The organism is Paenibacillus sp. tmac-D7 (assembly GCF_006519665.1).
In the GTDB taxonomy this organism is placed as follows: Bacteria; Bacillota; Bacilli; order Paenibacillales; family NBRC-103111; genus Paenibacillus_G; species Paenibacillus_G validus.
This window is the reverse complement of sequence record NZ_VIDW01000038.1, coordinates 21,881-44,886: the sequence shown is the minus strand read 5'-3', so window position 1 is coordinate 44,886 and position 23,006 is coordinate 21,881. Positions and strand designations below refer to the sequence as shown.

At 52.2% G+C, this 23,006-nt stretch carries 22 protein-coding genes and 1 riboswitch; of the genes, 4 read left to right on the top strand and 18 right to left on the bottom strand.

Annotation, left to right across the window (positions count from 1 at the left end; all coding sequences use genetic code 11):
* Window positions 1-27: 27 nt before the first annotated feature.
* Window positions 28-234, bottom strand: a complete 207-nt coding sequence (locus FKP33_RS20915; RefSeq protein WP_054797400.1) for a hypothetical protein — start codon at window positions 232-234, stop codon at window positions 28-30.
* A 100-nt stretch (window positions 235-334) separates the two neighbouring features.
* Window positions 335-2,536, bottom strand: a complete 2,202-nt coding sequence (locus FKP33_RS20910; protein WP_141336275.1) for a hypothetical protein — start codon at window positions 2,534-2,536, stop codon at window positions 335-337.
* A gap of 89 nt (window positions 2,537-2,625) precedes the next feature.
* Between FKP33_RS20910 and FKP33_RS20905 the strand changes: the two genes are divergently transcribed.
* The gene (locus FKP33_RS20905; protein ID WP_181410232.1) at window positions 2,626-3,132 is read left to right on the top strand and encodes a type IV pilus modification PilV family protein; all 507 of its coding nucleotides are present in this window, start codon (window positions 2,626-2,628) and stop codon (window positions 3,130-3,132) included.
* Window positions 3,125-3,658: a prepilin-type N-terminal cleavage/methylation domain-containing protein gene (locus FKP33_RS20900; protein ID WP_141336273.1), complete on the top strand. Its 534-nt coding sequence runs from the start codon at window positions 3,125-3,127 to the stop codon at window positions 3,656-3,658. The genes FKP33_RS20905 and FKP33_RS20900 overlap by 8 nt, the downstream gene beginning before the upstream one ends.
* A gap of 32 nt (window positions 3,659-3,690) precedes the next feature.
* Here the strand turns inward: FKP33_RS20900 and FKP33_RS20895 are convergent, their stop codons facing one another.
* From FKP33_RS20895 to FKP33_RS20830, 14 genes are all read right to left on the bottom strand, one after another.
* Window positions 3,691-4,320 carry a stalk domain-containing protein gene (locus FKP33_RS20895; RefSeq protein ID WP_141336272.1) on the bottom strand — a complete coding sequence of 210 codons (630 nt, stop codon included), beginning with the start codon at window positions 4,318-4,320 and terminating at the stop codon, window positions 3,691-3,693.
* 9 nt (window positions 4,321-4,329) lie between these two features.
* Window positions 4,330-5,163, bottom strand: coding sequence for a hypothetical protein (locus tag FKP33_RS20890; protein WP_181410231.1), 834 nt, complete (start codon window positions 5,161-5,163; stop codon window positions 4,330-4,332).
* A gap of 11 nt (window positions 5,164-5,174) precedes the next feature.
* Complete coding sequence (locus tag FKP33_RS20885; RefSeq protein WP_141336270.1) at window positions 5,175-6,188, bottom strand: hypothetical protein; 1,014 nt, start codon at window positions 6,186-6,188, stop codon at window positions 5,175-5,177.
* Entirely contained in the window at window positions 6,185-7,402 is a 1,218-nt protein-coding gene (pilM, locus tag FKP33_RS20880) for a type IV pilus biogenesis protein PilM (protein WP_181410230.1), read from the bottom strand. The genes FKP33_RS20885 and pilM overlap by 4 nt, the downstream gene beginning before the upstream one ends.
* 145 nt (window positions 7,403-7,547) lie before the next feature.
* On the bottom strand, window positions 7,548-8,375 hold the full coding sequence (locus tag FKP33_RS20875; RefSeq protein WP_054797389.1) for a prepilin peptidase: 828 nt from the start codon (window positions 8,373-8,375) through the stop codon (window positions 7,548-7,550).
* Between the two features lie 78 nt (window positions 8,376-8,453).
* The gene (locus FKP33_RS20870) at window positions 8,454-8,831 is read right to left on the bottom strand and encodes a competence type IV pilus major pilin ComGC (protein ID WP_054797388.1); all 378 of its coding nucleotides are present in this window, start codon (window positions 8,829-8,831) and stop codon (window positions 8,454-8,456) included.
* A 59-nt stretch (window positions 8,832-8,890) separates the two neighbouring features.
* Entirely contained in the window at window positions 8,891-10,108 is a 1,218-nt protein-coding gene (locus tag FKP33_RS20865) for a type II secretion system F family protein (RefSeq protein ID WP_141336268.1), read from the bottom strand.
* A gap of 41 nt (window positions 10,109-10,149) precedes the next feature.
* Entirely contained in the window at window positions 10,150-11,193 is a 1,044-nt protein-coding gene (locus FKP33_RS20860; RefSeq protein ID WP_201318704.1) for a type IV pilus twitching motility protein PilT, read from the bottom strand.
* Between the two features lie 130 nt (window positions 11,194-11,323).
* A complete protein-coding gene (locus tag FKP33_RS20855) occupies window positions 11,324-12,994 on the bottom strand; it encodes a GspE/PulE family protein (protein ID WP_258313509.1) in 1,671 nt (556 codons plus the stop codon).
* Between the two features lie 79 nt (window positions 12,995-13,073).
* A riboswitch (cyclic di-GMP riboswitch) is annotated at window positions 13,074-13,155 on the bottom strand.
* A 129-nt stretch (window positions 13,156-13,284) separates the two neighbouring features.
* On the bottom strand, window positions 13,285-14,247 hold the full coding sequence (locus FKP33_RS20850) for a metal-dependent hydrolase (protein ID WP_127609502.1): 963 nt from the start codon (window positions 14,245-14,247) through the stop codon (window positions 13,285-13,287).
* 19 nt (window positions 14,248-14,266) lie between these two features.
* Window positions 14,267-15,211, bottom strand: coding sequence for a lysophospholipid acyltransferase family protein (locus tag FKP33_RS20845; protein WP_230875928.1), 945 nt, complete (start codon window positions 15,209-15,211; stop codon window positions 14,267-14,269).
* Between the two features lie 30 nt (window positions 15,212-15,241).
* Window positions 15,242-16,012, bottom strand: coding sequence for a GNAT family N-acetyltransferase (locus FKP33_RS20840; RefSeq protein ID WP_141336266.1), 771 nt, complete (start codon window positions 16,010-16,012; stop codon window positions 15,242-15,244).
* A gap of 156 nt (window positions 16,013-16,168) precedes the next feature.
* Window positions 16,169-16,861, bottom strand: coding sequence for an LrgB family protein (locus tag FKP33_RS20835; protein WP_141336265.1), 693 nt, complete (start codon window positions 16,859-16,861; stop codon window positions 16,169-16,171).
* Window positions 16,848-17,216, bottom strand: coding sequence for a CidA/LrgA family protein (locus tag FKP33_RS20830; protein ID WP_127610162.1), 369 nt, complete (start codon window positions 17,214-17,216; stop codon window positions 16,848-16,850). Before FKP33_RS20830 ends, FKP33_RS20835 begins: the two co-directional genes overlap by 14 nt.
* A 128-nt stretch (window positions 17,217-17,344) precedes the next feature.
* Between FKP33_RS20830 and tlp the strand changes: the two genes are divergently transcribed.
* Entirely contained in the window at window positions 17,345-17,575 is a 231-nt protein-coding gene (gene tlp, locus FKP33_RS20825) for a small acid-soluble spore protein Tlp (RefSeq protein ID WP_054797382.1), read from the top strand.
* 45 nt (window positions 17,576-17,620) lie between these two features.
* Here the strand turns inward: tlp and rnz are convergent, their stop codons facing one another.
* Both rnz and metH read right to left on the bottom strand, forming a co-directional pair.
* A complete protein-coding gene (rnz, locus tag FKP33_RS20820; protein ID WP_127610164.1) occupies window positions 17,621-18,562 on the bottom strand; it encodes a ribonuclease Z in 942 nt (313 codons plus the stop codon).
* Between the two features lie 88 nt (window positions 18,563-18,650).
* Window positions 18,651-22,085, bottom strand: coding sequence for a methionine synthase (gene metH, locus FKP33_RS20815; protein WP_127610167.1), 3,435 nt, complete (start codon window positions 22,083-22,085; stop codon window positions 18,651-18,653).
* Window positions 22,086-22,370: 285 nt separating this feature from the next.
* On the opposite strand from metH, the gene FKP33_RS20810 reads away from it, so the two are divergent.
* Entirely contained in the window at window positions 22,371-22,913 is a 543-nt protein-coding gene (locus tag FKP33_RS20810) for a 1,2-dihydroxy-3-keto-5-methylthiopentene dioxygenase (RefSeq protein ID WP_127610169.1), read from the top strand.
* The last annotated feature ends 93 nt before the right edge of the window (window positions 22,914-23,006 follow it).

The following is a 23,006-nucleotide window of genomic DNA, read 5'->3' as shown; positions in this document are numbered from 1 at the left end:
AAGCCGGGTTAGGTCTTATTCTTATGTTTACAGAAGATCGGAAGAATCGTCGTAATCAAATCGAAAACCGTCCTCGGACAAGAGTCTCGATGGCTGCATCGCCGCCGCGGCATTGGTTTTCAGTTTGCTCAGCACTTCTTGGTACGACCGAATGCTGCCTGTTTCGCCCTGGGACCTAATCGCAATTTGCAAGGCCTGTTCGATAACGGCGATATCTTGGCTCGTAAAGTCCATGCCGCAACTCCCCCTACAGCTTGATTTTTTACTGCAACTATTCTAACCCAATCCATGTCAATTCATACTAGACGGCTATCTGGAGGGGACGACCGGAGGGTCAACGCGCCTGCCATCCTCCAAACTCGATCGTAGGCGGACTGCTTGGGCTTCCGCCTCCTGTAGGCGGATTCCTCTCGACGCGCACAACCGTTCTGTTCCTGAATTCAGGGTTTCCGTAATAAGAAGGAAACACGCCGATTTGTCTGCCCGCCGACAATCCTCCGAAGGACGGCGGAGAACCGCCGATGTCCTTCTTGAAGTTTATATCTCCCATTGTGGCCATATAGCTGCCTACTTTTAACCCGGTAATGCTATTGTTAAACTCAATGCTGCCCTTGGATAAAAAAGTCCCGTCCACGGTCATATTAGGAAAGGTATTGCTGCTGCCAATCACCGTGCTGTTTGTATAAATCGATCCTTTGATTTGCAAGCCGTCAACGGCATTGCTCAAGGTGAGCGTCCCGCCGGAGTAGATGGAACCTCCAATTTCCGTGCCGGCGATCGTATTGGCGAAGGTTATGCTCCCGTCGCTGCCAAGACTGCCTGGAACCGTAAGACCGGTAATCGTATTTTGAAATAAAATGCCGCTTCCAGCAAGGATAGAGCTGCCCGCTCCAAGCAAGTTCAATCCTCCGACGGTTGATTTGAACGTAATACTGCCCTTGGAGCTGATAGATCCGGATACACGGGCCGAGCTTAATGTATTATTGAACATAACATGGCCCGTTGCTGCGATCGGCCCTTGCACCGTCAATCCGCTTACGGTGTTGTTAAACGTAATCCTGCCGTCCGAGCGAATCGCCCCGTGAACGGTCATGTCATTAACGGAATTGTTGAAAAAGATGTCCTTGTCCGCTGCGATCGGTCCCCAAATTTCAAGTTTATCCCAATTGGCATTAAAGGTTACCGTGCCCTGACTTCGAAACATGCTGAGGCTATTATTCGGACTGCCGATGGCGAGCCTCCGAAATCCTTCAAAATAAACCCCTTTCCCCGCCAAAAGCGCCTGTCCGATTTTGTTTTCCGTCCCCCAACCGCCCAGCTGTTTCGAAAAATAAATATACCCTTGAGAGCTCAAATCTTTGCCAATCGACAAGCGGTCGCCGATCTGATTAAATTTAATCCCCGTGGAATCCGCGTTTGCGGTTGAGAGAAAGCCGGAAATCAACGACTCACCAATTTCCAAAGCGGACATTTGTTCAAACAGGATATTTTCCTTACTGCTCATCGAACCGTTTACGACGTGAAACTTCCCGCTCATATTGCCGACGCTTAACGTTTTGCCGCTAATGATGTTTTTTTGTACGGTGACAGCATTCGCCCAATTTGTATTAAACGTAATTTTTCCGGCTGCGATGATATTGCCGTTAACCGATAAATTGTTCCAGTTGGAGTTAATGGTGATGTCGCCGCCGGAAACGATATCGCAGTTAATCGGATCCGAATTCGATAAATGGATAATGACACTTCCCGCCGAAGGCGTACATACAGGATTGGAACTCCCCGGTGATAAGGCGTAGGGCGCCAGACTCCCCGCTTTCAGCATCAGCTTGTTCGTGTCCGGGTTCGTGTAGGTATATACATTCAGAGGTGTTTCCGGCACTCTCAATGGGGAAGCGGCCGGGATCGCAACGGGGTCTAAAGGAGCAGGATTCTGGTTAAATTGGGCATTAAAATATTCGGTGAAATCAGCATCGTATTTGGCTTTCGGCACAGTGTCGTCCTGAGCGATGATGTCTCCGTCAGGACGTTTGAAAATTTGCAGCTTCCCGGCCGTAATGGTAGGCGTTACCGCTTCTTGACCGAAGATTCCGCCCGGTACACTATATTTATCGGCCCCGTCGCCTGGCGTCCCCGGATTGACGCTGAAATTCAGCCGGATCGTCCGCGAAATCGCTTTGGATTGGCCCGTCGATACCAACTGAAGATTGTCATTTGGCCCCCCTTCCAATGTCACCTGGGGACTGGCGGAATCATAAAGCACGTCCGGCACGGCGCTTATACGTTGGATAATTGAATTCAGATGATCCGGGGTTAATCTGTATTGCTCGTGTCTGACCGCTTCATATAGCGCCCGCTGAGCGATCAAAGCTCCTGTTTCAGCTAAATAGTAGGCTCTTTCCGACTGTTCTCCCCGAATCGTGTTCAGTTGGCCTTGACGTGTGCTAAACAACAAGGGCGTCGACAATAAACCTATTAATACGACAAAAAACAAAACCAATACTAACGCAGAACCCCGTTCGGCTGAGACTATTTTCATATGCCCCATTCCTTCTTTACAAGTTTTCATGTTATCCTCTATAGTAAAAGTATAATACAAATGACCTAGTGCAAAAAGGGCGTGTTGTTGTGAATAACGAAAGAGGGATTACGTTACTCGAAGTGCTGGCTGCCGTAGCCATACTAAGCGTAGCCATGATCTCCTTTTCACTCCTATTCGGCCAAAATTTCCAATTCTCGCATCGGGAAGAAAGACGCGACGTGTCCGTCAATATTGCAAGAACCGTTATCGAGGAGCTTAAAGGACAACTGCCTTCTGGCGCTGAGCGTATGACTATTTTTGAAGACCATCAAGAAATTGATTTGGCGCTGCTGCGAGAACCATCCGCAGACATCCAGGCCGTAACCGTATATTACCCTTCCGGCACGGATCGACAGTTTACGGTTGTCATTAGAAACATTCCGATACCCGCTGATAAAAGGATCACGATACCAAATCCGGACGACGCCTCCCAGTCGTATACCTTTCCTTATCACGACTTTTTTTCGCATATTGAAGTCGAAGTGGAGAACGAGGCGCTGCGAACAAGCTACTCCTTGCAGAGCTACGTCGAGAGGCGGGGATTAGGTGGATAGACTGAATGAACGCGGCCTTTCCTTGGTAGAACTTCTCGCCGCCATTACCATAGCTGCCATTGTAATAGGAGTTGTTTCGTCGGCTATTTTTCAAACCTACACAGGATTTGCAACCGTAACGGCACGCGAATCGACTCAGGAAAATGCCAGACTCGTTACCGAGCATATCGTGAATCGCGTCAGGGAACAACCTTATGTCATTTCGCAGAGCGACGAGAACTTCCTGGAATTAACCGCTCCGGACGGGAATCCCGATACCCCCGACGATTTCGTGCATTACCGGCGGGAAGGCACGAATCTTAGCGTCATCACCAGAGCAAACAATCGGGTCGCCACAACCTTGATCGCAACGAATGTCACGGAGGCGGACGCCGAACTGATCGATGCCCATGGGCAAATCATCACCGGTCCCTCCCCGTTACAAGCCCAGGCAATCCGGATTTCTTTGAACTTCAGAACAACGGATAAGCACATGCAGCATTTTAGTACCACAATCAGCATCCCGTCCTGGAATCAATATCGGTAGCGGAAAAGCCGGGTCATGTTTACCCGGCTTTCCTATTTTTGCGCAGACGCGGTGCTTCCCTGTACCTTGGCCTTCAACATGGCATTGACTTTCTCCGCATTCGTATTAAATATGGTCCAGGCGATGCTGTAATCATCCAAATTTTTACTTTCCCAACCACCCCGCAGAAGCTCCACTGCTGCCGCCATTTTGGCAAACGAATTGGCCAATTCCTCGTCCTGTAAATCTCTGACGGTATCCTCCAAGCTCAAATACCGTTCCCGGATGGTTTGCATGCTGCCCGTATCGGTCGTCTTCAAAGCCTTCAACAGCTCCGAAAGAATAGAATTATTCGTCATGGCAACATATTGATAGATGCCTTGTTCGGAAGAAGCTTGCAGGGCAGCCGATTGCGACTTGATAAAATCCAGATTAACAGACCTGTTGGCATCATTCCAGCTTACTTCAGCGCCCAGCATCTCGGCTAGACTGCGAAGAGGAACATAGATGGAGCCGTTGTATAGAATTGAATCCTTGCCCAGCTCTGCTTGCTGGCCATTGACGGCAACATGGATTCTTTCAAATAAAACCTGAATCGATTTCAAGCCGCCTTCCGCAAATACGGTAGCTGAAGTCGCCAGCGTCGTCGCCAGCGCTAATGCGGTAACCACCTTTTTGTTCATCGTTCCCTCCTACTGCTGCGGCTGCGTTGTTCTTAGCAATGCCTGGAAATGTTCTTCCGTCCATGTCGGGTCAAGACGCTTATCCACGATATGGGGCGATAACGGCGGTAATTCCTTGAATTTCCCTTCATAAGCACTTGCCGAAAATATCGTGATCTCTATAACCATTCGCGTATTTTCACGAGTTTCGTCAGCAGCTTTGGATGCAATCATTCCAGAAGATGCCGGGTTCGTATTCCCCGCCGTAACGGTCCATTTTCGTACATTGACAAAACGGTTCATCTGATAAAGGCCGTTTATAAAATCGACCGTGCTTGGATAGGAGCCGTTAATAGCGATGGTCAAATCGTGAGCTACCGTAGTTTGATCATTTTTCGCCTGCTTTTGAGAGGAAGAACTCCCGTTGGCAGTGGAACTTTTCGAACGATTTTGCTGCTGGGTACTGGGTGCCTCCTCATTGCCCGAAGTCAGGCCTAACGCAGTTAATGGATCGTTGGAAGACACGTTTCCCATTGAAACCGTTTCGATTATCGCGCCTGAACTCGCCTCGAGCTCCCTTATGGAGAAGAGGAATCGGACCAGTTCTTCTTGGGTCGGCACTTGCTCGACAAGCTTTTGGATGTCTTCATCCGTTACCTTGGCGGGAATGGGCTTATTTTCAATAGCCGCTTTTTGCTGCTGCAGCGCATCAATCTGATTGTTAAATTGACGTTCATTCAAATATGGCGGCAGCACAAAAACAAAGGCTAGGTATATATTCACAACTAAACCTGCGGTCACTACGCTCCCGATGATCGTGTAAGGAGACTTCAAATAGTTCAAATAATCGGCCATCTTCCGCATGTATCGAACCCCTATTTTGATATAGCCTTAGCCTTTAACTTTACTTCAATGGTTACTGAATACTTAAAAACTGTAGTTGGTTCAGACACGGCTGCGTTGGAACTTGCACCGGTTTCACGGTTTGACGGTGTCTGATTCGAATAGGCTGAGGGCGACTGCTTCTTAAATTGTTCCAATTGCTGCTGAGCCTGCCTGATATCTTCCGCAGTGATAGCTGACTTGCCGGCGGCTGAAGGCGCCGATACATCAGAACGGCTTCTCCCGGATCTGTCCGGTGTATCCGGGATTTGTAAATCAAATTGCTGGTCTACCATCTGCTTGGTAATCATCCAGTTCAACTCGTTCAACAATTGATCGCCTGTCGTTTCCTCAGGCTTGAGCGAATTTTCCAACGATTGGATATAGGCTTCGGTACGATCAATCTTCCCTGTCTCCGCATTCGCGCCCGAGCCGGATTCAACCGGTTGGTTACCCGCGTCCGCTGTCACCTTCAATGGAGCCCGCGTAATGCTTTCAACATGGACGGCTTCAATTAAAGCCGATTGCTGAAGGCGAACCATGTATTCCATCGATTGTTGTAAGCTGGCGAACTCTCCGAGTAATTTGACGGAACGTTGCGGCTCGGAAGCCATAGAAGCTGCAGCGGCGTTATTCGGCGCAGCTGACGCTGCTGTTTCATAACTTTGCATGTTCAGTAGTCTGGACGCTTCCGGAAGCTGGGAGGTCAGAAGTTCGAACACAGGGATCCAATCGTATCGCTCATTTTTGAGCTTCTGGATCTCATTCGCAAACTGTTGGAAATCAGCCGTTATCGGATCTTGAACCCGCTGCTGAGTTACCGCACGCACTTCCGCTTGAAGCCTCTCGACCGCTACCGCTTTATCGGACAATCCCTTTTCCAGATAAAAATGAAAAGTGACAAGCAGCACAGCAGCAAGCGCCGATGCAGCGCCCGAGGTAACTAATAAGGGAACGAAGTATTTCTGTATTTTCGGAATTTTAGGAACTAAGTTGATGTTCATCATGTCGAATTCCCCCGCAAGGCCAAGCCGATCGGAACGGCGTACACCGGGAACAGGTCTTGGAACATGTTCTGCACCTGCACCCGCTCGGTATAAAACATGGTGATCTCGAGCTGCAATCGCTCCCGAAGCAGCCCGGCGATCTCGTTCAACCGGCCTACATCCCCGGCCAGCACCAACCGGCTAAACTCCTGGGAGCGATTGTTCAACGTGTAGCGATAAAAATTCATCAGCCGCTCCAGCTCATGTGCCAAATCGCCGCATGAACTGCGGAAATCGGCATCCGGATCGGAGAACGCAGCGAAAAGCTGATCGATGTCCGAGGCCGCGCCCCCTTCTTCCTTCTCGCTGAAGGAAACCGGTACGGTCCGTGTGATTTTCAGCATCCCGTCGTGGAAAATACTCATGTCCGCCAAACGCTCGTTAATATCAAGCACCAACAATGTGCCCTGCTTATCCGCAAAATCCATATATTCAATAACCCGATATAGGGACAACGCCTTGATCTCCAAGCTGGATACTTTCAAATTTGCCGCTTTCACGGCATGCATATACTCGTCTACCAGCTCGCGGGGAGCGGCTACCAGCATCACTTCGCACTGCGTTTTCTCTACTTGCGGTCCTTCCTCTGCTTGTCTCGAATCGCCGAAGAGACCGTCTACCCCTTTCAGATCCAAGCCGCCGGATTCTTTGGAAGCCGCAGCTTGTCCGAATAAATCATCGCTTTTGCTTGCTTCCGGGAGTTTGTTATGAACGATCTTCTTCTGCCGCCTGCTTGAATGACCCGTTAGACGTCCGGCCTCTGTACCGTTCATTTTTACGAAATCGTATACGGGCTGATCGAAGGGCAAATGGATATGATGCTTCATTTCGAAGTCGACCAAACGGACTAAATCTTTATGCGCAATATCCGGAAATTTCAAAAAACGAACCATAATCGCCTGGCTTGGCAGCACCATATGTACGAACTTTGTTTTTTGGCTTACCCTGGCCGTCAAAGTTTGCAGGGCACGCGTTACGGTAACGGGCTCGAGAATACGTCCGTCTTCGACCGCTTTCTTCGGAAGCTTCTCAACATGATAAGCTTTAATTTCCGGAGGCTTGGATTTATGCAGCCGCAATTCGGTCATTTTTATGGATGAATCAGTGATTTCGAGTCCTAGAGAGGATGTCACGGGAGAGAATAATTGTACAATTGAAGAAAACCGATTCGGCATAGTGACCATCCCTCCTTTCTCTATAAATCCTGAGAGCATTCAATGTTGGTAATTGTCGAAAATAATCGAATATATACGTCTATATTTTATCATAGTCATTCGATGAAAAGACATCATAACGATTTCCAATTGGCCCCATTGCAAATCAAATGGCGATGAGCAGGTCTATATACGCACGGATACACGCGTCTCCCCATAGATAACAGCATATCGCGCCGAGCGCAATAAAGGGGCCGAAAGGAATATGCGCATCCCTTGTTTGACCGCTGCTCTTGAGTAGAATGAGCCCGCCGATCAGTCCGAATAACGAAGCGGCAAAGATCGTGAGTAAGGTAAGCTTGATACCCAGCATGAGCCCGAGAAAAGCAAACAGCTTGATATCTCCTCCGCCCATCCCTTCCTTCTTCATAAAGAACTCCGATGCCCAGGCTATCCCATACAACAGGCCGCCTCCGACTAATGCTGCGACCCCATAGTTCCATAAAGGGAGCCCGTGAATGAACAATCGCAGAATAAGCCCAACCGCCACGGCAAAGATCATGATTTTATCCGGAATCAGCATATATTTGACATCCGTTAAAGTAATGGCGGATAAAATCGCGACAAGAAACAGTCCGACGAGGAGTTCGGGCTTCAGACCGATTACACCAGAAGTGATTGCAAAGAATATGGCGGTAACGAACTCTCCGAACGGATAAATCCGCGAGATCGGAGCCTTGCAGTACCGGCATTTCCCTCCTAGCAGCACATAACTGAAAACCGGAATCAGGTCGAGCGCGCCCAACCGATGATGGCAGTGCACGCAATGCGACGGCGGGTAAACAAAGGATTCCTTCTTCGGAATGCGCAGGGCGATGACGTTCAAGAAGCTTCCGATGAACAGGCCGAGGATACCCGATACTAACGGGAGAAGAAGCGGATGCGCTTGGAATAACGCTTTATATAAAGCTAACGTGTCGTTCAGAAGGCTCATCACAGGCTCCTTAGTAAGAGTTAAGAAAGGTAACCCTACTTGGGGTTACCTTTCTTAAATATTCAGGCCTATTTTTACCTACGGCGTGGTTGCAACAGTAACTGTATACACACCGTCGTTTGCATTATCTCCGTCCGTAATCGTTACAGTCACACCTGTCGGCACATTCGACAGGTAGCCTTCAGTAAACAACTCCTGCAAGACAGCTGCACCGTCAGTCAATGCGGCGGTAGGATTTCCGCCCGTTTCCATAAAGTGTCTTTGCAACGCATCTTGAACAATTCTCTCTGTCGATTCGTTTGCGCTCACACGGGATTGGGTAAACCCTCTAGTCACTGCCGCTCCGGCCACTGCGGCCAAAATCCCCAAAATCACGACAACGGCCATTAACTCGATCAACGTCATCCCTTTTTGATTTTTCGTCAGCTTGAACCGCTTTTTCATTACAGTCTCCATTGTTCATTCTCCTCTCCATGATTAAACGATGTGATCAAACCTTGACTCATTCCCTGGCATTAGCCGCCCATGTTCTCCATCAGCTTGAATGAAGGAAGCATGACCGCCAGCACAATACCGCCGACGATAACCGCTAAAATTAAAATCATGATCGGCTCCAGAAGCGCCTTCAGACGATCCGCCATCGCATCGACGTCGGCTTCATAGAATTCGGCCACCTTCTCCAGCATGGTGTCGAGCGCCCCTGTCCGTTCGCCCACCTGCAGCATTTGCACGACCATCGGCGGAAACAGCCACGAATTTTTGAACGGCTCCGCGATGGAATTCCCCGCCCGCAAGCCTTCACGCGAGTCGCGAATAAGCTTCGCGATGACTTCGTTGCCGACTACGGTAGAGACGATGGACATCATTTGCAGCATCGGGATCGCAGCTGCGAACAAGGAGCAGAAGGTCCGGCTGAACCGCGACAAACTTTGCTTGTGCCATAGCTTTCCGAAAACAGGCAGTTTCAGTTTGATATAGTCCAAGCCGTACACGCCTTTGGGATGCTTCTTCATCATTCTTAGCAAGAAAGACGGTACCAACAAGAACATCATAACCACGTACCAAAACTGCTTCATCCAGTCGCTGACGGCAATGACGATCCGAGTCGGAAGCGGAAGCTCCAACCCCATCGTCGCAAAGTTCCCCACGAGCCTGGGAACGACAAAGGTCATCAATATGATCACGACGATGACGGTAACGACCCCCATGATGGCGGGATACACCATCGCCGATTTCACCTTTTGTTTCGTGTAATATTCTTTCTCGTAGAAGATCGCGAGCCGCGTCAGCATTTCGTCCAGGTTGCCGCTGGCCTCCCCCGCACGGATCATATTGATGAAGATCCCTGTGAAGACCGTCGGGTAATGGGCTGCTGCTGCGGAGAACTGCGTTCCCCGGGCCATCTCTTCGCTGACCGAGGTCAAGATTTTGCGAAATTCCTTGCTTTCCGTCTGCTCACTCAGGACCCGCACGGCTTCCACCAGATTGATCCCGGATTTGTACAAGGTCGCCAGCTGACGGCAAAACACGGTGAAATGCTCCGTCTTGACCTTCGGCCCGCCGCCGAATTTCAGCTCCTTGCGAAGCAGGCTCTTGCTTTGATCGATCAGTTCCAGGATCCAAAGCCCTTTGCCCTTCAGCTCCTCCATCGCTTGATGGAACGTTTTGGCTTCTAGGGTGCCTTTGTAATAGCGGCCATAATCGTCCACGGCTTTGTAATCGAACTTGGGCACCGGTCTCAACTCCGTTTCGCATAAACTCAGATGTATGGCCGTTAACCGTTCAGATCTGCGAAGCCGAACATCGCTTCCCGGGCGCTCTCCATCGTGATAACGCGCTGCTGCAGCAGTTCGCGCAGCGACATCTCCATCGTTTGCATCCCTTGCGCTTTGCCGGTTTGCATGGCGGAGCGAATCTGGTGCACCTTCTCGGAACGAATCAGGTTCGCGATCGCCGGCGTGTTCACCAGCACTTCGATAGCAGCGACACGGCCTTGTCCGTCAGCCGTCGGCAGGAGACGCTGCGCCATAACGCCGAGCAGCACCGAAGCAAGCTGGACGCGAATTTGCTGCTGCGACTCCGGAGGGAATACGTCGATCACGCGATCTATCGTTTGCGGCGCATCCGCGGTATGTAACGTTCCGAACACCAGGTGACCGGTTTCGGCCGCCGTGATGGCGGTGCTGATCGTCTCTAAGTCGCGCATCTCGCCGACCAGGATGACGTCGGGATCCTGACGCAGAGCGGCACGCAAGCCGCTCGCGAACGAAGCGGTGTCAACGCCGATTTCACGCTGGTTGACAATGCAGGATTTATGGTTGTGAACAAACTCGATCGGGTCTTCGAGCGTAATAATGTGATCGTTGCGGGTCCGGTTGATGTAGTCCAGAATCGCCGCCAGCGTCGTCGATTTCCCGCTTCCCGTCGGCCCCGTGACCAGGAGCAGGCCCTGCGGCTTCTTCGCGAACTCTTCGGCCATCGCTGGCAGCCCGAGCGCTTCCATCTGCGGGATTTTGCTCGGAATCAGGCGGATCGTCAAGCTGACGTTTCCCTTCTGTTGAAAAGCGTTGACACGATACCGGGACACATCCGGTATTCCATAGGAAAAGTCCAGGTCGCCCTTGCTCATAAACGATTGATACTGTTCGTTCGTCATCAGCTCCCGGGCCAGCTCGACCGTGCGGGCAGGCGTCAGCACCTCGCCGTTAACCGGCTTGAGATCGCCGTGAATCCGAAACACGGCCGGCGAATGTACGGTAATATGAATATCTGAAGCTTTCTTCTCATAAGCCAGCTTCAACAAGTCAATTACGCTCAAATCAGACCCCTCAATTTCCCATTTATTATCATTATACGCATAATCCGGGTGATCTGCCATTAAATATTAGTTAATTCGAACTATTTCTTTATAGCGAACGTACATCTATAGAACTATGTATTAGAAATGCTTATGATTCATTCCCGATCACTCTGAATATTTCAGACAGCGTCGTATAACCCGCAGCCGCTTTCGCAAGCCCATCCTTGACAAGCGGGACATAAGACTGGGTCAGCGCATAGGCGCGGTAATCGCTGTCCGGCCTCTTCTGCAGGATCATGGACCGGAGCGTATCGTCGAGCGTCAAGATTTCATGAATCGCCAGCCGTCCCCGATACCCGCTGCGGCCGCATTCTGCGCAGCCTTGGCCCTTCTTCAACGTTTGCGCCTCAAAACCGTGAGCCTCGAACAGCTTCCGTTCATCCTCGGACGGCGAATACGCTACGGAACACGAAGGACAAACTCGCCTCACCAAGCGCTGAGCGACGATGCTGTTGACCGACGAAGAGACGAGGAACGGTTCGACGCCCATATCGATCAGCCGGGTGATGGCGTTCACGGCACTGTTCGTATGCAGCGTACTCAACACCATATGACCGGTCATCGCGGCGCGGACAGCGATCTCCGCCGTTTCCACATCGCGGATTTCTCCGATCATGACGATGTTCGGATCTTGACGAAGAATCGCCCGCAGTCCCCGGGCGAAACTTAAACCGGTTACCGGATTGACCTGAACCTGGTTAATGCCTTGCAGCTGATACTCCACCGGATCCTCAATCGTAATGATGTTGACGTCCTCATGATTAAGCCTCGACAAAGCGGAATACAGCGTGGTCGTCTTCCCGCTTCCCGTCGGCCCCGTAATCAGTACGACACCGTGCGCGCCTTGAATCCCTTTCATAAACAATCCCAAGTTATGCTCCGAAAGCCCGAGCTTTTCGATATCCGTAAGGGCGCTGCCGAGGTCGAGCACCCGCATCACGACCTTCTCGCCGTGAATAGTCGGGAGCGTGGAGATCCGAATATCGACCTTCCGGAATTCAATATCCATCTCCACCCGGCCATCCTGCGGCAGACGTCGTTCGGCGACGTTCAAGTTCGCCATGATCTTGACCCTGGCAATAATGACGCTCTGCATGTGAGGCGGCAGTGAACGCTCCGTACGCATAACGCCGTCCACCCTGTACCTGATGCGAAGACTGTCTTCCTGCGGATCAATGTGAATGTCGCTGGCGCCGATCTGAACCGCTTGAATTATAATCTGATTCACGGTCTTGACAACCGGCGAATCGTCGTCTTCCCGGGTCTGCGGCCTCGCTTCCTCGCTCTCCCGGTTCTGCAGGATTTGACTGATCTGCTCGACCGATTCCTGCAAGCCGTAATAACGCTTGATCGCCCGCTGCAGCTCGTCCCGAGCCGCAATAGTCGGTTCGATGCGAAGTCCCGTGCTCATGCGCAGCTCGTCGATGGCGAAATAATCGAGCGGGTCGGCCATCGCCAGAATCAGCTTGTTGCCTTCCGTACGCACCGGGAGCACTTGATGCTGTTCGGCAAGCCGCTGAGGAATAAGATTAATGACCTTCGGATCGATCTTTTGGCGATATAACTGGATGTGAGGGATGCCCAGCTGGAACTCGAGCACTTCGATCAATTGCTGTTCGGTGATGTAGTTGCGGTTAATAAGAAATTCGCCGAGCCGCATCTTCGTTTCCCGCTGTTCCTGCAGAGCCGTCGACAGCTGCTCTGGAGTCAACAGCCCCGCCTCCACGAGCAGGTCGCCGATCCGTTTCCGTAGAGCCACTACGCGTTCCCCCCGATCCGAATATGTACCCAAGCCCCAAACGATAAAGTCCTTGAAAACAAAAACAACCCGACTTCAAAAAGTCAGGTCGGTTGCGCTAGTTGCTCACAGCTGTCCAAGCGCCCACATGAAGACAGCCGTTCATCGCATCATCTGAAGAAATAATATGAAAATCATGCCCTATCTACTATTATTTAAGCACAATTCATACGAAGTCGTCAATGAAAAATAGATCTTAAACCCTATTATTTCGTCATAATTCGACAAATATTATTCGAATTTGCCCTAGACTAGACGAATGGCGGGGCCCACGCTTTCTTTTTCCAGCCGAAGGAATAACCCGTCACTTTCATATCGCGATCCAGCATCACATCGACACCGAACGGCAGCTGATGATTATACCAGAAGCGGACATCCCTCCACTTCACGACATAACCGTCCTGTCCTGCCGAACAAGAGACATGAATCCGCTGCGCAAACTGCAGGAAGGCTCTTACGCCGTCCGTTGACTTGGAAGCCTCGACAATCGAATCGAATGCTTCCTTGACGTAGATGTCTTTCACCTCGACATGCTTCCCCCGCACATGACCTGTATAAAAGCAATCCTCCGTTTCCACCACGAACTGCCATCGAAACCAGTGAAACCCGGGCGCAACCTGATAAATGCCTTCGTAAGGCAGCTGGTGCCGGACGCGAGCTACGACGCGGAGGTGATGTGCCGCGCGGACTGCGATATATCCCGCCGTCACCGCATAAACGGCCACAAACAACAGGCCCGGATTCGTCCCCGACGCTATCCACCATAGAACGCCCCCGGCATGCAGGGCAAACAGGAACGGATCGAAAATCGATAATACGTCCAGATGCTGCCACTTTCGGGTAAACGGACGAAAGCACTGAACGCCGTAAGCGTTAAACCAGTCCAGCAATACGTGGAAACCTACCGCGGCAAATATCCAGGCCAGCAGCAGGCCGACATGCGCCCACACCCCGAACGTCCAGGCGATCGGCAGCGCCAACACTAGCGGCCAAACGAACAGCGCCGGCAGCGAATGCGTTACGCCGCGATGCACCCGAATATAGGTCGAGTAACCGCGAACTCTCGCCAATGTATCGAAATCCGGCGCTTGCGAACCGACCATCGTCGCCGTCAGCATCGCTTGAAACAAAACCGGATCAGCGGACACCTCCGGATGTAGCATGGCCAAGCCCGTCAGCGTCGTCCCGAATAACAGATGGCTACCCGTATCCATCTCGGACACCCCCTGCCGTTTAGGCGGAATGCGTTTCTTTCCCTGCGTCTTGTTCCGCTTCAGTACGGCATTCCTGCTCCCACCGTTCCTGAGCGTTAAACCAATAAAACCATTGCGCCGGATGTTCGCGTATCACGCGTTCCATGAACCGATTCAACAAACGGGTCGCCTCGGAACGGGTGGAACGGCTGAAAGACGAGGATAAGTGAAGCGCCGGTTCAAACGTTAACCGGTGAACAAACCCGCGATCCCGCCGCCCGTAGAACGGAACAAGCGGCGCCTGTTGTTCAATCGCCAGCGTCGAAGCGCCTTGCGGCGTCCGGGTCTGCTTGCCGAAAAACCGTGAGGGCGGGAATGTCGGACGCCAGAAATCGCCTAACAAAAATACGATGCCTCCGTTATGAAGATGCTTCTTCAGTTTACGAAGCAGCTCCAATGACGGCGTTCGATCATAATCAAGCCCGGGACAACCAAGCGCTTGAAATTTTAAATAGAACGGTCTTAGCTCCTCGCTGCCTGCAGTCGCAACCGTCAAGCAATCGTACTTCTGACATAGATACCAATAGTAGTAAAAAAAGTTGCCGCAATGCGGTGTATACACGATCGCACCTCGGCCCAGGCGGAGCGCTTCTTCCAAGCAGGCTTCGCCTTCTACCCGGAAACGTCCGGTTCCGCCGGCCGGCAGACGGTAGGATTCAATCGCTATTTCGTAGAGGGCAAAGACGACATTCTCATAATAACGATAACGAACGCTCTTCAGATCCCGCACCTTGCGATCAGGCAGCAGCTCAAGCATATTGCTCAGGATCCGCTGCCGCAGCCGGACGCCGCCGAGCATATACAAGAGCAGCGCCGCAGCGCGGCAAACGGCAACCATTATACCGAGCGGTACCCGGCCTGTGAATCGAGCGATACGTTGTAACATTCGTTCGTTCCCGGTGACTTTCGCGATCCATTCATACAAACCGTTGACGCCTCCTCCGCATATAAACGTTTATCTAGACATAAACCGCTTTTGATACCGTTTCGTCACACGGTCCTTCTCCAGAACGATGAAGAAGTCTACCGTATCGAACAACGCATCGTAAGCCGGCTCGCCGCCGATTTCGGCGCCCAGCCATTGATAACCTTTCATCAGCGGCGGCAGCTTGCGGAAAATATCTTTATCGCTCAGCTCGCTCTCAATGAGCTGCAGTCCGGCGATCCGATGGGAGTCCAGCGGCCGGACGCCGAATCGGTCGGTGATGACTTGCTTTCGCCGCAGCAGCGTATACATTTCGTTCACGTCGGCGATCGTTGTCAGATGCATGCTGGCACAGCCGATCATATAGCGATAGTCGTTAAGCGTCATATAATCGGCGATCCCTTCCCACAACAGCTGAATCGCCCGCCCGCCGCGATAAGCGGGATCGATGCAGCTGCGGCCGAGCTCGAGCGTTTGGCTTTTGGAAGTGTGGAACCCGGACAGATCGAACTCTGTCTCCGAATAAAAGCCAATATGACGGACCGCCCTTTGGCCCGGCAGCAGCCTGTACGTGCCGACGACCTCATCCGTATCGACGTTCTTCACGATCAAATGATCGCAATAGGCATCGTACGCATCTTGTTCCAGACCGCTATCCGTGCGCAGCCGCATGTTTTTTTCCTCTTCTACGAAAACCCGGTACCTAAGACGCAATGCTTGTTCCACTTCGCCGTCGCCTGCCGCCAGTCTAACCGTCAGCCTGGAGGGATCTAATGACGTTTGAGTAGCCGTTGGGATCATCGAGAACACGCCTCTCTACAGGTAAGTTGCCTTACACTCTTAGGTTAGCAGACGTTTATTAAGAAGACGTTTGGCGGTTGTAAAGCTTTTGTAAGGATTCGTCAGGCTGTCCATAACAAATAACGGAGCCGCATCTAATGCGACTCCGCCGTTACTTTAACTCAACCATATATAAACGGGGATAAACAATACGCTTGTCAAGATAGCAGCCGCCCCCATCGCAAATCCGCTGATACTGCCGGCCAGCTCCGAATCGCGAATAATTCTCGCCGTGCCGATCCCATGCGCGGCCGTTCCCATCGCCGTGCCGATCGAGATGTCGTCGCGAACGCCGGCCCACCTGAGTAAGGACGGTCCGAGCACGCTGCCGATTAATCCGGTGAGCACCGTCAGCACCGCCGTCAGCTCAGGCAGCCCGCCCGCTTGCTTGGATATTTCCAGAGCGACGGGCGACGTCACCGACTTCGGCATCATCGTCACGATCAACTCGCGGCTGCCGCCGAGTCCCCAAGCAAGGGCAGCGGACAGCAGCAGAGCGCTGATCGAGCCGACGGTAATGCCTGTGGCGATCGGGAGCAGCATGCTTTTGATTTTGCGCGCGTTTTTATATAAAGGAACCCCTAACGCCACGGTAGCCGGTCCCAGCAGAAATACGATGAAATCCGCCCCTTGACGGTAGGATTCATAAGGGACATGAAGCAGCAGCAGAACGGCAACGATGAGGACGGAGCATACAAGCAGCGGATGCAGCGCCCCCCACCGTTTGTGAATTTGCAGAGCCAGCGCGTAGGCTACGACCGTAAGCGTCAGGCCGAATACGGGTTGTTCCGTAAAGTCAGCGAGCGTCATGCGTTTTGTTCGCCTCCTTTCGATCGGAGCGGCTCAAGCCTTTGACCGTCCAGCCTGTCACCAGCAGAACCCCGAACGTGCTGAGGAACAGATTGGCAAGGATAACGAACGCTTGATCGCCTATGACGTGAAAGAACGCCATCGTCCCGACAACGATCGGCGCGAATAACAGCAGCATATGGCGGACGAGAAATTGACTGGCGTCCTCCACCCATTCCAACTTGACCCATTTCGCGAACAGCGCGACTGTAAACAGGATCAGTCCGATCACATTGGCAGGCAGCGGCAGATCGCAAACGGTTTGAAGAAGCGAGCCGAGCAAGTAAAAGAATAGCAAAATGGCAAAACCGAGCATGGGCTTGAACCTTTCCTTTCCGGCCTATTGGGCAGCGATTAAGAGGTATATAAAACTTGCCACAGGGCATCAATAAAGGGGGCGCCGTAAAGCGCTAATCCACAAGATCAAAGGAGCTGTCCACCCTTATGGCTAAACCCGACAATCGCGCAGACAACGTGGAACATTTACAAAACAACATCAATAACACGATTGAGAACCTGGAGGAGTCGGAAGAATACTTGGCAGAGCATGCCGATGAAATCAGTCCCGACGAGAAGCAGCAGGTCGCAAGTAAGAACGAACGCCGGCGCAACAGCCTGGAATCGTTCCGCTCCGAGATCAAGGATGAATCCGCTTTTCAAAATGAGCAGTCTTAACCTACCGATAAAACCTCCTTCCCGTTTCCGGGTCGGAGGTTTCTTTCATCCGCGGAGCCGATTCAAAATTTCCAGATGAAAATGATCGTGCGCCAAATAAGTGTCCGCATGTATAGATTGAGCTTCACGAAGCAGCTCTTCGGACGCCTCGGCTTGATACCGCGAGCTGATATGCGTGATAACCAGTGTACGCGCGCCAGCTTCCTGTGCCGTTCGCGCGGCGTCCATCGCCGTGGAGTGATCGTAACGGATCGCCATTTCCTTCCTCGCCTCGGCGAACGTCGCTTCGTGAACAAGGAGGTCCGCATGCTCCGCCAGCTTCACCGCATTCGGGCACGGCTGCGTGTCGCCTAGAATCGTTACGATACGCCCGGGAATCGAAGGGCCGACGAACGCTTCCGCATCCAAAGTACGGCCATCCGGCAACGTCACCGGCTCTCCCCGTTTGATTTTCCCGTACAACGGACCGGATGCAATACCGTATTCTTTCAGCTTGTCCACCTGCAGCTTGCCTACCTGCGGTTTTTCCGTAATCCGGAAGCCGAAGCTGGCGATGCGGTGCTTGAGCGGAGCCGTTTCGACCTGAAATCCGTCATCCTCGAACAGGACCGATTGCTCCCCCTCGGTAAATTCCACGAACCGGGTTTCGTATCCGACATGCGAGTCGCTGATCCGCAGCGCCGTTTCCACAAATTCCTTCACGCCTTTGGGCCCGTAAATCGTAAAGGGCGTATCCCCGCCCTGATACGAACGGCTGGACATCAGACCCGGCAAGCCGTAAAGATGGTCGCCGTGCAGATGAGTGATGAACAGCTTCTCCAATTTGCTGATTTTCACCGGCGCCCGCAAGATTTGGTGCTGCGTCCCTTCTCCGCAATCGAACATCCAATACGCGTTCCGTTCCGCCAACAAATTAAGCATGATCGAAGTGACGTTTCGTTCCTTCGAAGGCATACCTGCACCGGTACCGAGAAAATAAATCTCCAACCTGATCGTCTCCGTTCATGTCCTTACGGTTTTCTTAAACGAAAGAGTGGAGCGTCCGCCCCACCCTCTCTAGCATGCCCATTTTCGGTTAAGCATTAAAATAACGCGCTTGCGGGTGTGCAAATACGATGGCGGATACGGACGCCTCCGGTTCCATCATGCTGCCCTCGGTCAACTCCACCCCGATATCGCCCGGATTCAACAACGCGAACAGCTGCTGCTGATCGTCGAGATTCGGACAAGCCGGATAACCGAACGAGAACCGCTGGCCGCGGTATTTGGCGCCGAAACGCTCCTGCATCGTCATTTCCGCCGGATCCGGGAAGCCCCACTTGTCGCGCATCAGCTGATGCACGCGCTCGGCGAAGCCTTCGGCGATCTCAAGCGCAGCCGCCTGCAAGGCGTGGGAGCGCAAGTAATCGCCTTTATCCCGCCACAAGGTAGCCAGATCGCTGACGCCGTGCCCGGCTGTGACGACGAGGAAGCCGACATAATCCATCTCGCCGCTCTCCACCGGTTTTAAATAATCGGCCAAGCAGAGGAACGGCTCCGATTGTTGGCGCGGGAACGAGAACGTCTGCAGCACTTTGGTCGGATCTTCCGGATCGTATACAAGCACGTCATTGCCGCTGGATTGGGCCGGGAAGAACCGGTACATCCCGTGAGCGCGAATAATGCCTTGGCTTTGCGCTTCGCTGAGGATATCGTCCACCGTCTCTTTCAGCTGGACCGCTTTCGGATCTTTCTCGGCAAGCAGTTGTTCGACCTTGCCCTTAAGGCCAAGGTGGTGCCCAAGCAGCATTTGCATATTCACGTAAGGGATCAGATGGCTGATCGGAAAATCCCGCAACACGTGACGTTCCAGATCCGGCGGCACTTGAACAGGAACGGTACGGTCGACGTTGGACGTCTTGACCCTGGTCAGCGCAGGCATCGCGTCTTCTTTCCGACCGGATTCCTTCACATCCGACTCCTTGCTTTCGCGGAGCTCGCGGATGAGCTGCTGACGCTGCTGCGGATCGCTCAGCTTGTTGGCGATATCGAGTCCGTCCATCGCATCCTTTGCATACAGCACCATCCCGTCGTATTCCGGCGCAATACGCGTTTTCGTGAACTTGCGCGTAAGCGCGGCGCCCCCGACGAGAATCGGCACGTCGATGCCCGCCATCTTCAAGTCCTGTGCGGTGATGACCATCTGCTGTGCGGATTTGACAAGCAATCCGGACAGGCCGATCGCATCCGGCTTCTCTTTGCGGTAGGCTTCGATCAGCTGTTCCGGCGGCACCTTAATGCCGAGGTTGACGATTTTGTAGCCGTTATTGGAAAGAATAATCTCGACGAGATTTTTCCCGATATCATGGACATCGCCCTTCACCGTGGCCAGGATGATTTTCCCTTTCACGGCGCTTTCCTCTTTCTCCATAAACTGCTCGAGGAACGCGACAGAAGCTTTCATGACTTCCGCGCTCTGCAGCACCTCGGCAACGATCAGCTCGTTGTTGTTGAAGAGGCGGCCGACTTCTTCCATCCCTCTCATTAACGGACCGTTAATGATCTCCAAAGGAGCGTATTTCTTCAGCGCTTCCTCGAGATCCGGGATGAGACCGTCCTTCGTCCCTTCCACCACGTAAGACGCGAGCCGCTCCTCCAGCGAGAGGTTGGAGATTTTCTCCTTTTTCTCTACCTTCTTAGTCCGGAAATGGGCGACGAATTCGGCGAGCGTCTCGTCATTCGTGTTGTAGATCAGATTTTCAGCCAGACGGCGTTCCTCTTCCGGAATAGAAGCGTACCGCTCCAGCTTCTCCGTATTCACGATCGCATAATCGAGTCCGGCCTTCGTACAGTGGTACAGATAGACGGCGTTCAATACTTCGCGGCCGGCATCCGGCAAGCCGAACGAAATATTGCTTAATCCGAGAATGGTTTTACATTCCGGGTACTTTTCTTTAATCATCCGAATGCCTTCAATCGTCTCCACGGCTGAGCCGATGTATTGCGGGTCACCGGAGCCGATAGGGAACATATTCGGGTCAAAAATAATATCGTGAGGCTTAAGCCCGTATTTGTTCGTCAATAAATCGTACGCACGGTCGGCCACTTCCATCTTTGCCTGACGGGAAACGGCTTGTCCGCGTTCATCGATCAGGATCATGACGACGGCCGCTCCGTATTTGTGTATGAGCGGAACGATGCTCTTGAATTTGGATTCGCCGTCTTCCAGGTTAATGGAGTTAATAATGGCCTTCCCCTGGGAATATTTAAGGCCCAGCTCAATTATATGATCATAGGTGGAATCGATCATCAACGGAGCCTTTACTTTTTTGACGACATAGCTCAAGAAGTTTTCCATCGCATAAGCTTCATCGATATCCGTATCCTGCAGGTTGATGTCGATGACCTGGGCGCCGTTCTTTACTTGACTCCTCGCGATTTCCGAGCCTTCCTCGAACTTCCCTTCTTTAATCAGCCGTTTAAATTTACGCGAACCCGAGATGTTGGTCCGTTCGCCCACCATGATCGGCCGGTTGGACTCTTCCAAGTACACCGTTTCGATCCCGGACACTGCGGCCGGGTGGGAACCGTTCTGTTCCCGGGGCTTGTAGGCGCGCAGCGTCTCCGCCATGACGCGAATGTGCTCCGGCGTCGTTCCGCAGCAGCCGCCGGCGATATTAAGCCAGCCCTGCTCGGCAAAACCGGCGAGTTTCTTCGCCAGCGATTCCGGCGACTCATGGTACTGTCCGTTCTCATCCGGTAAGCCGGCGTTCGGATAACAGCTCACGGCTGTCCCGGCAATATCCGAGAGCGTACGAATATGATCCCGCATGAATTCAGGACCTGTTGCACAGTTCAAACCGATGGAGATCGGCTCCAAATGTTCGAGCGACACATAGAACGATTCAATGTTTTGACCGGCAAGCGTCGTGCCCATCGGTTCGATCGTGCCGGATATCATCAAGGGCAGCTTGCGTCCGCTCTCTTCGAACGCTTTGCGGATCCCGATGCTGCCCGCTTTCACGTTCAGCGTATCTTGCGACGTTTCGAGGAGCAGCGCATCCACGCCGGCTTCGATTAAAGCCAGCGCTTGCTCGTAATAGCTCTCGATCAGCTCATCGAAGGTAACACCGCCCGTAACCGATAGCGTCTTGGTGGTCGGCCCCATCGCCCCCACCACATAGCGCGGCCATTCGGGAGTGCTGTATTTGTTAGCCGCCTCAATCGCCAGTTTAGCGGCGGCAAGATTGATCTCCCGGGCGCGATCCTGTATATCGTATTCGGCAAGCACAACGCTCGTGGCGCCGAACGTATTCGTTTCGACCATATCCGCGCCCGCGGCAAAGTACATCTCGTGGATACGCTGGATAACGTCTGGACGAGTCAGCACTAGCATTTCGTTGCAGCCTTCTAATTCTTCGCCTCCGAAATCGTCCGCCGACAAATCCTCTTGCTGGATCATCGTGCCCATGGCGCCGTCCAAAATCATAATTTTCTTTTGCAGCTGCTCTTGTAAGCTAGGTTTAATCAATGAAAAATCCCCTTTCACCCTGCCGATCTGCCGGTATATGCGATGAAGTAGGCAGTCCGAACATGTAGACCCCTTATTCTATCCGGTATGAAGCGTTAAATCTCTTAAACAATGTATCCTTAAGTGTAACAGAAACATGATATGATGAAAAGAAACTTCGACAAAAATGGAGTCTTTATTAAATGAATCCTATCGGATTTATATACATTATACATCGACAGAACGTACACCTTCTACTATAATACAAATTAGGAGTACACATTTCATGTGAAAGAGGGATAAACCATGGCTGAAATCCGTATCCGCAATACGAACGAACGCATCCAAGGCGAAGATAACGTCAGAAATTTTCTAGAGAAACAAGAAGTGCTTTATGAACATTGGAATCCAGGCAAATTACCGGCCGAGCTGCAGGAGAAATTTATTTTGTCCGATGAAGAGAAGAGTCAAATTTTATCCACCTTCGACGCAGAAATTCGCGACCTGGCCGCCCGTCGCGGCTACCGGACTTGGGACCTCATCGCCTTGTCCGATGCGACGCCGAATCTCGACGAGCTATTGAAGAAGTTCGAACAAGTGCACACACATACCGAGGATGAGGTTCGCGCCATCACGGCAGGCAAAGGTATTTTCATTATCAAAGGCACCGACGATGTCGGATATTTCGACGTTGAGCTCGAAGCCGGCGACGTCATCTCCGTACCGGAGCATAAGCCGCACTTCTTTACCCTGATGGAAAACCGGCAAATTGTAGCCGTCCGCCTCTTCATCGAAACCGAAGGCTGGATTGCGCATCCTTTCGCCGACCCGACTTTCCAACAGGCCTAATGATAAAACCCCAACTTTAGGTGTCTTAACGCCGTAGTCCGGAACGGATCCTGCATCCATTTCGGACTACGGCGTTTTTTCGCTTGACGGGAA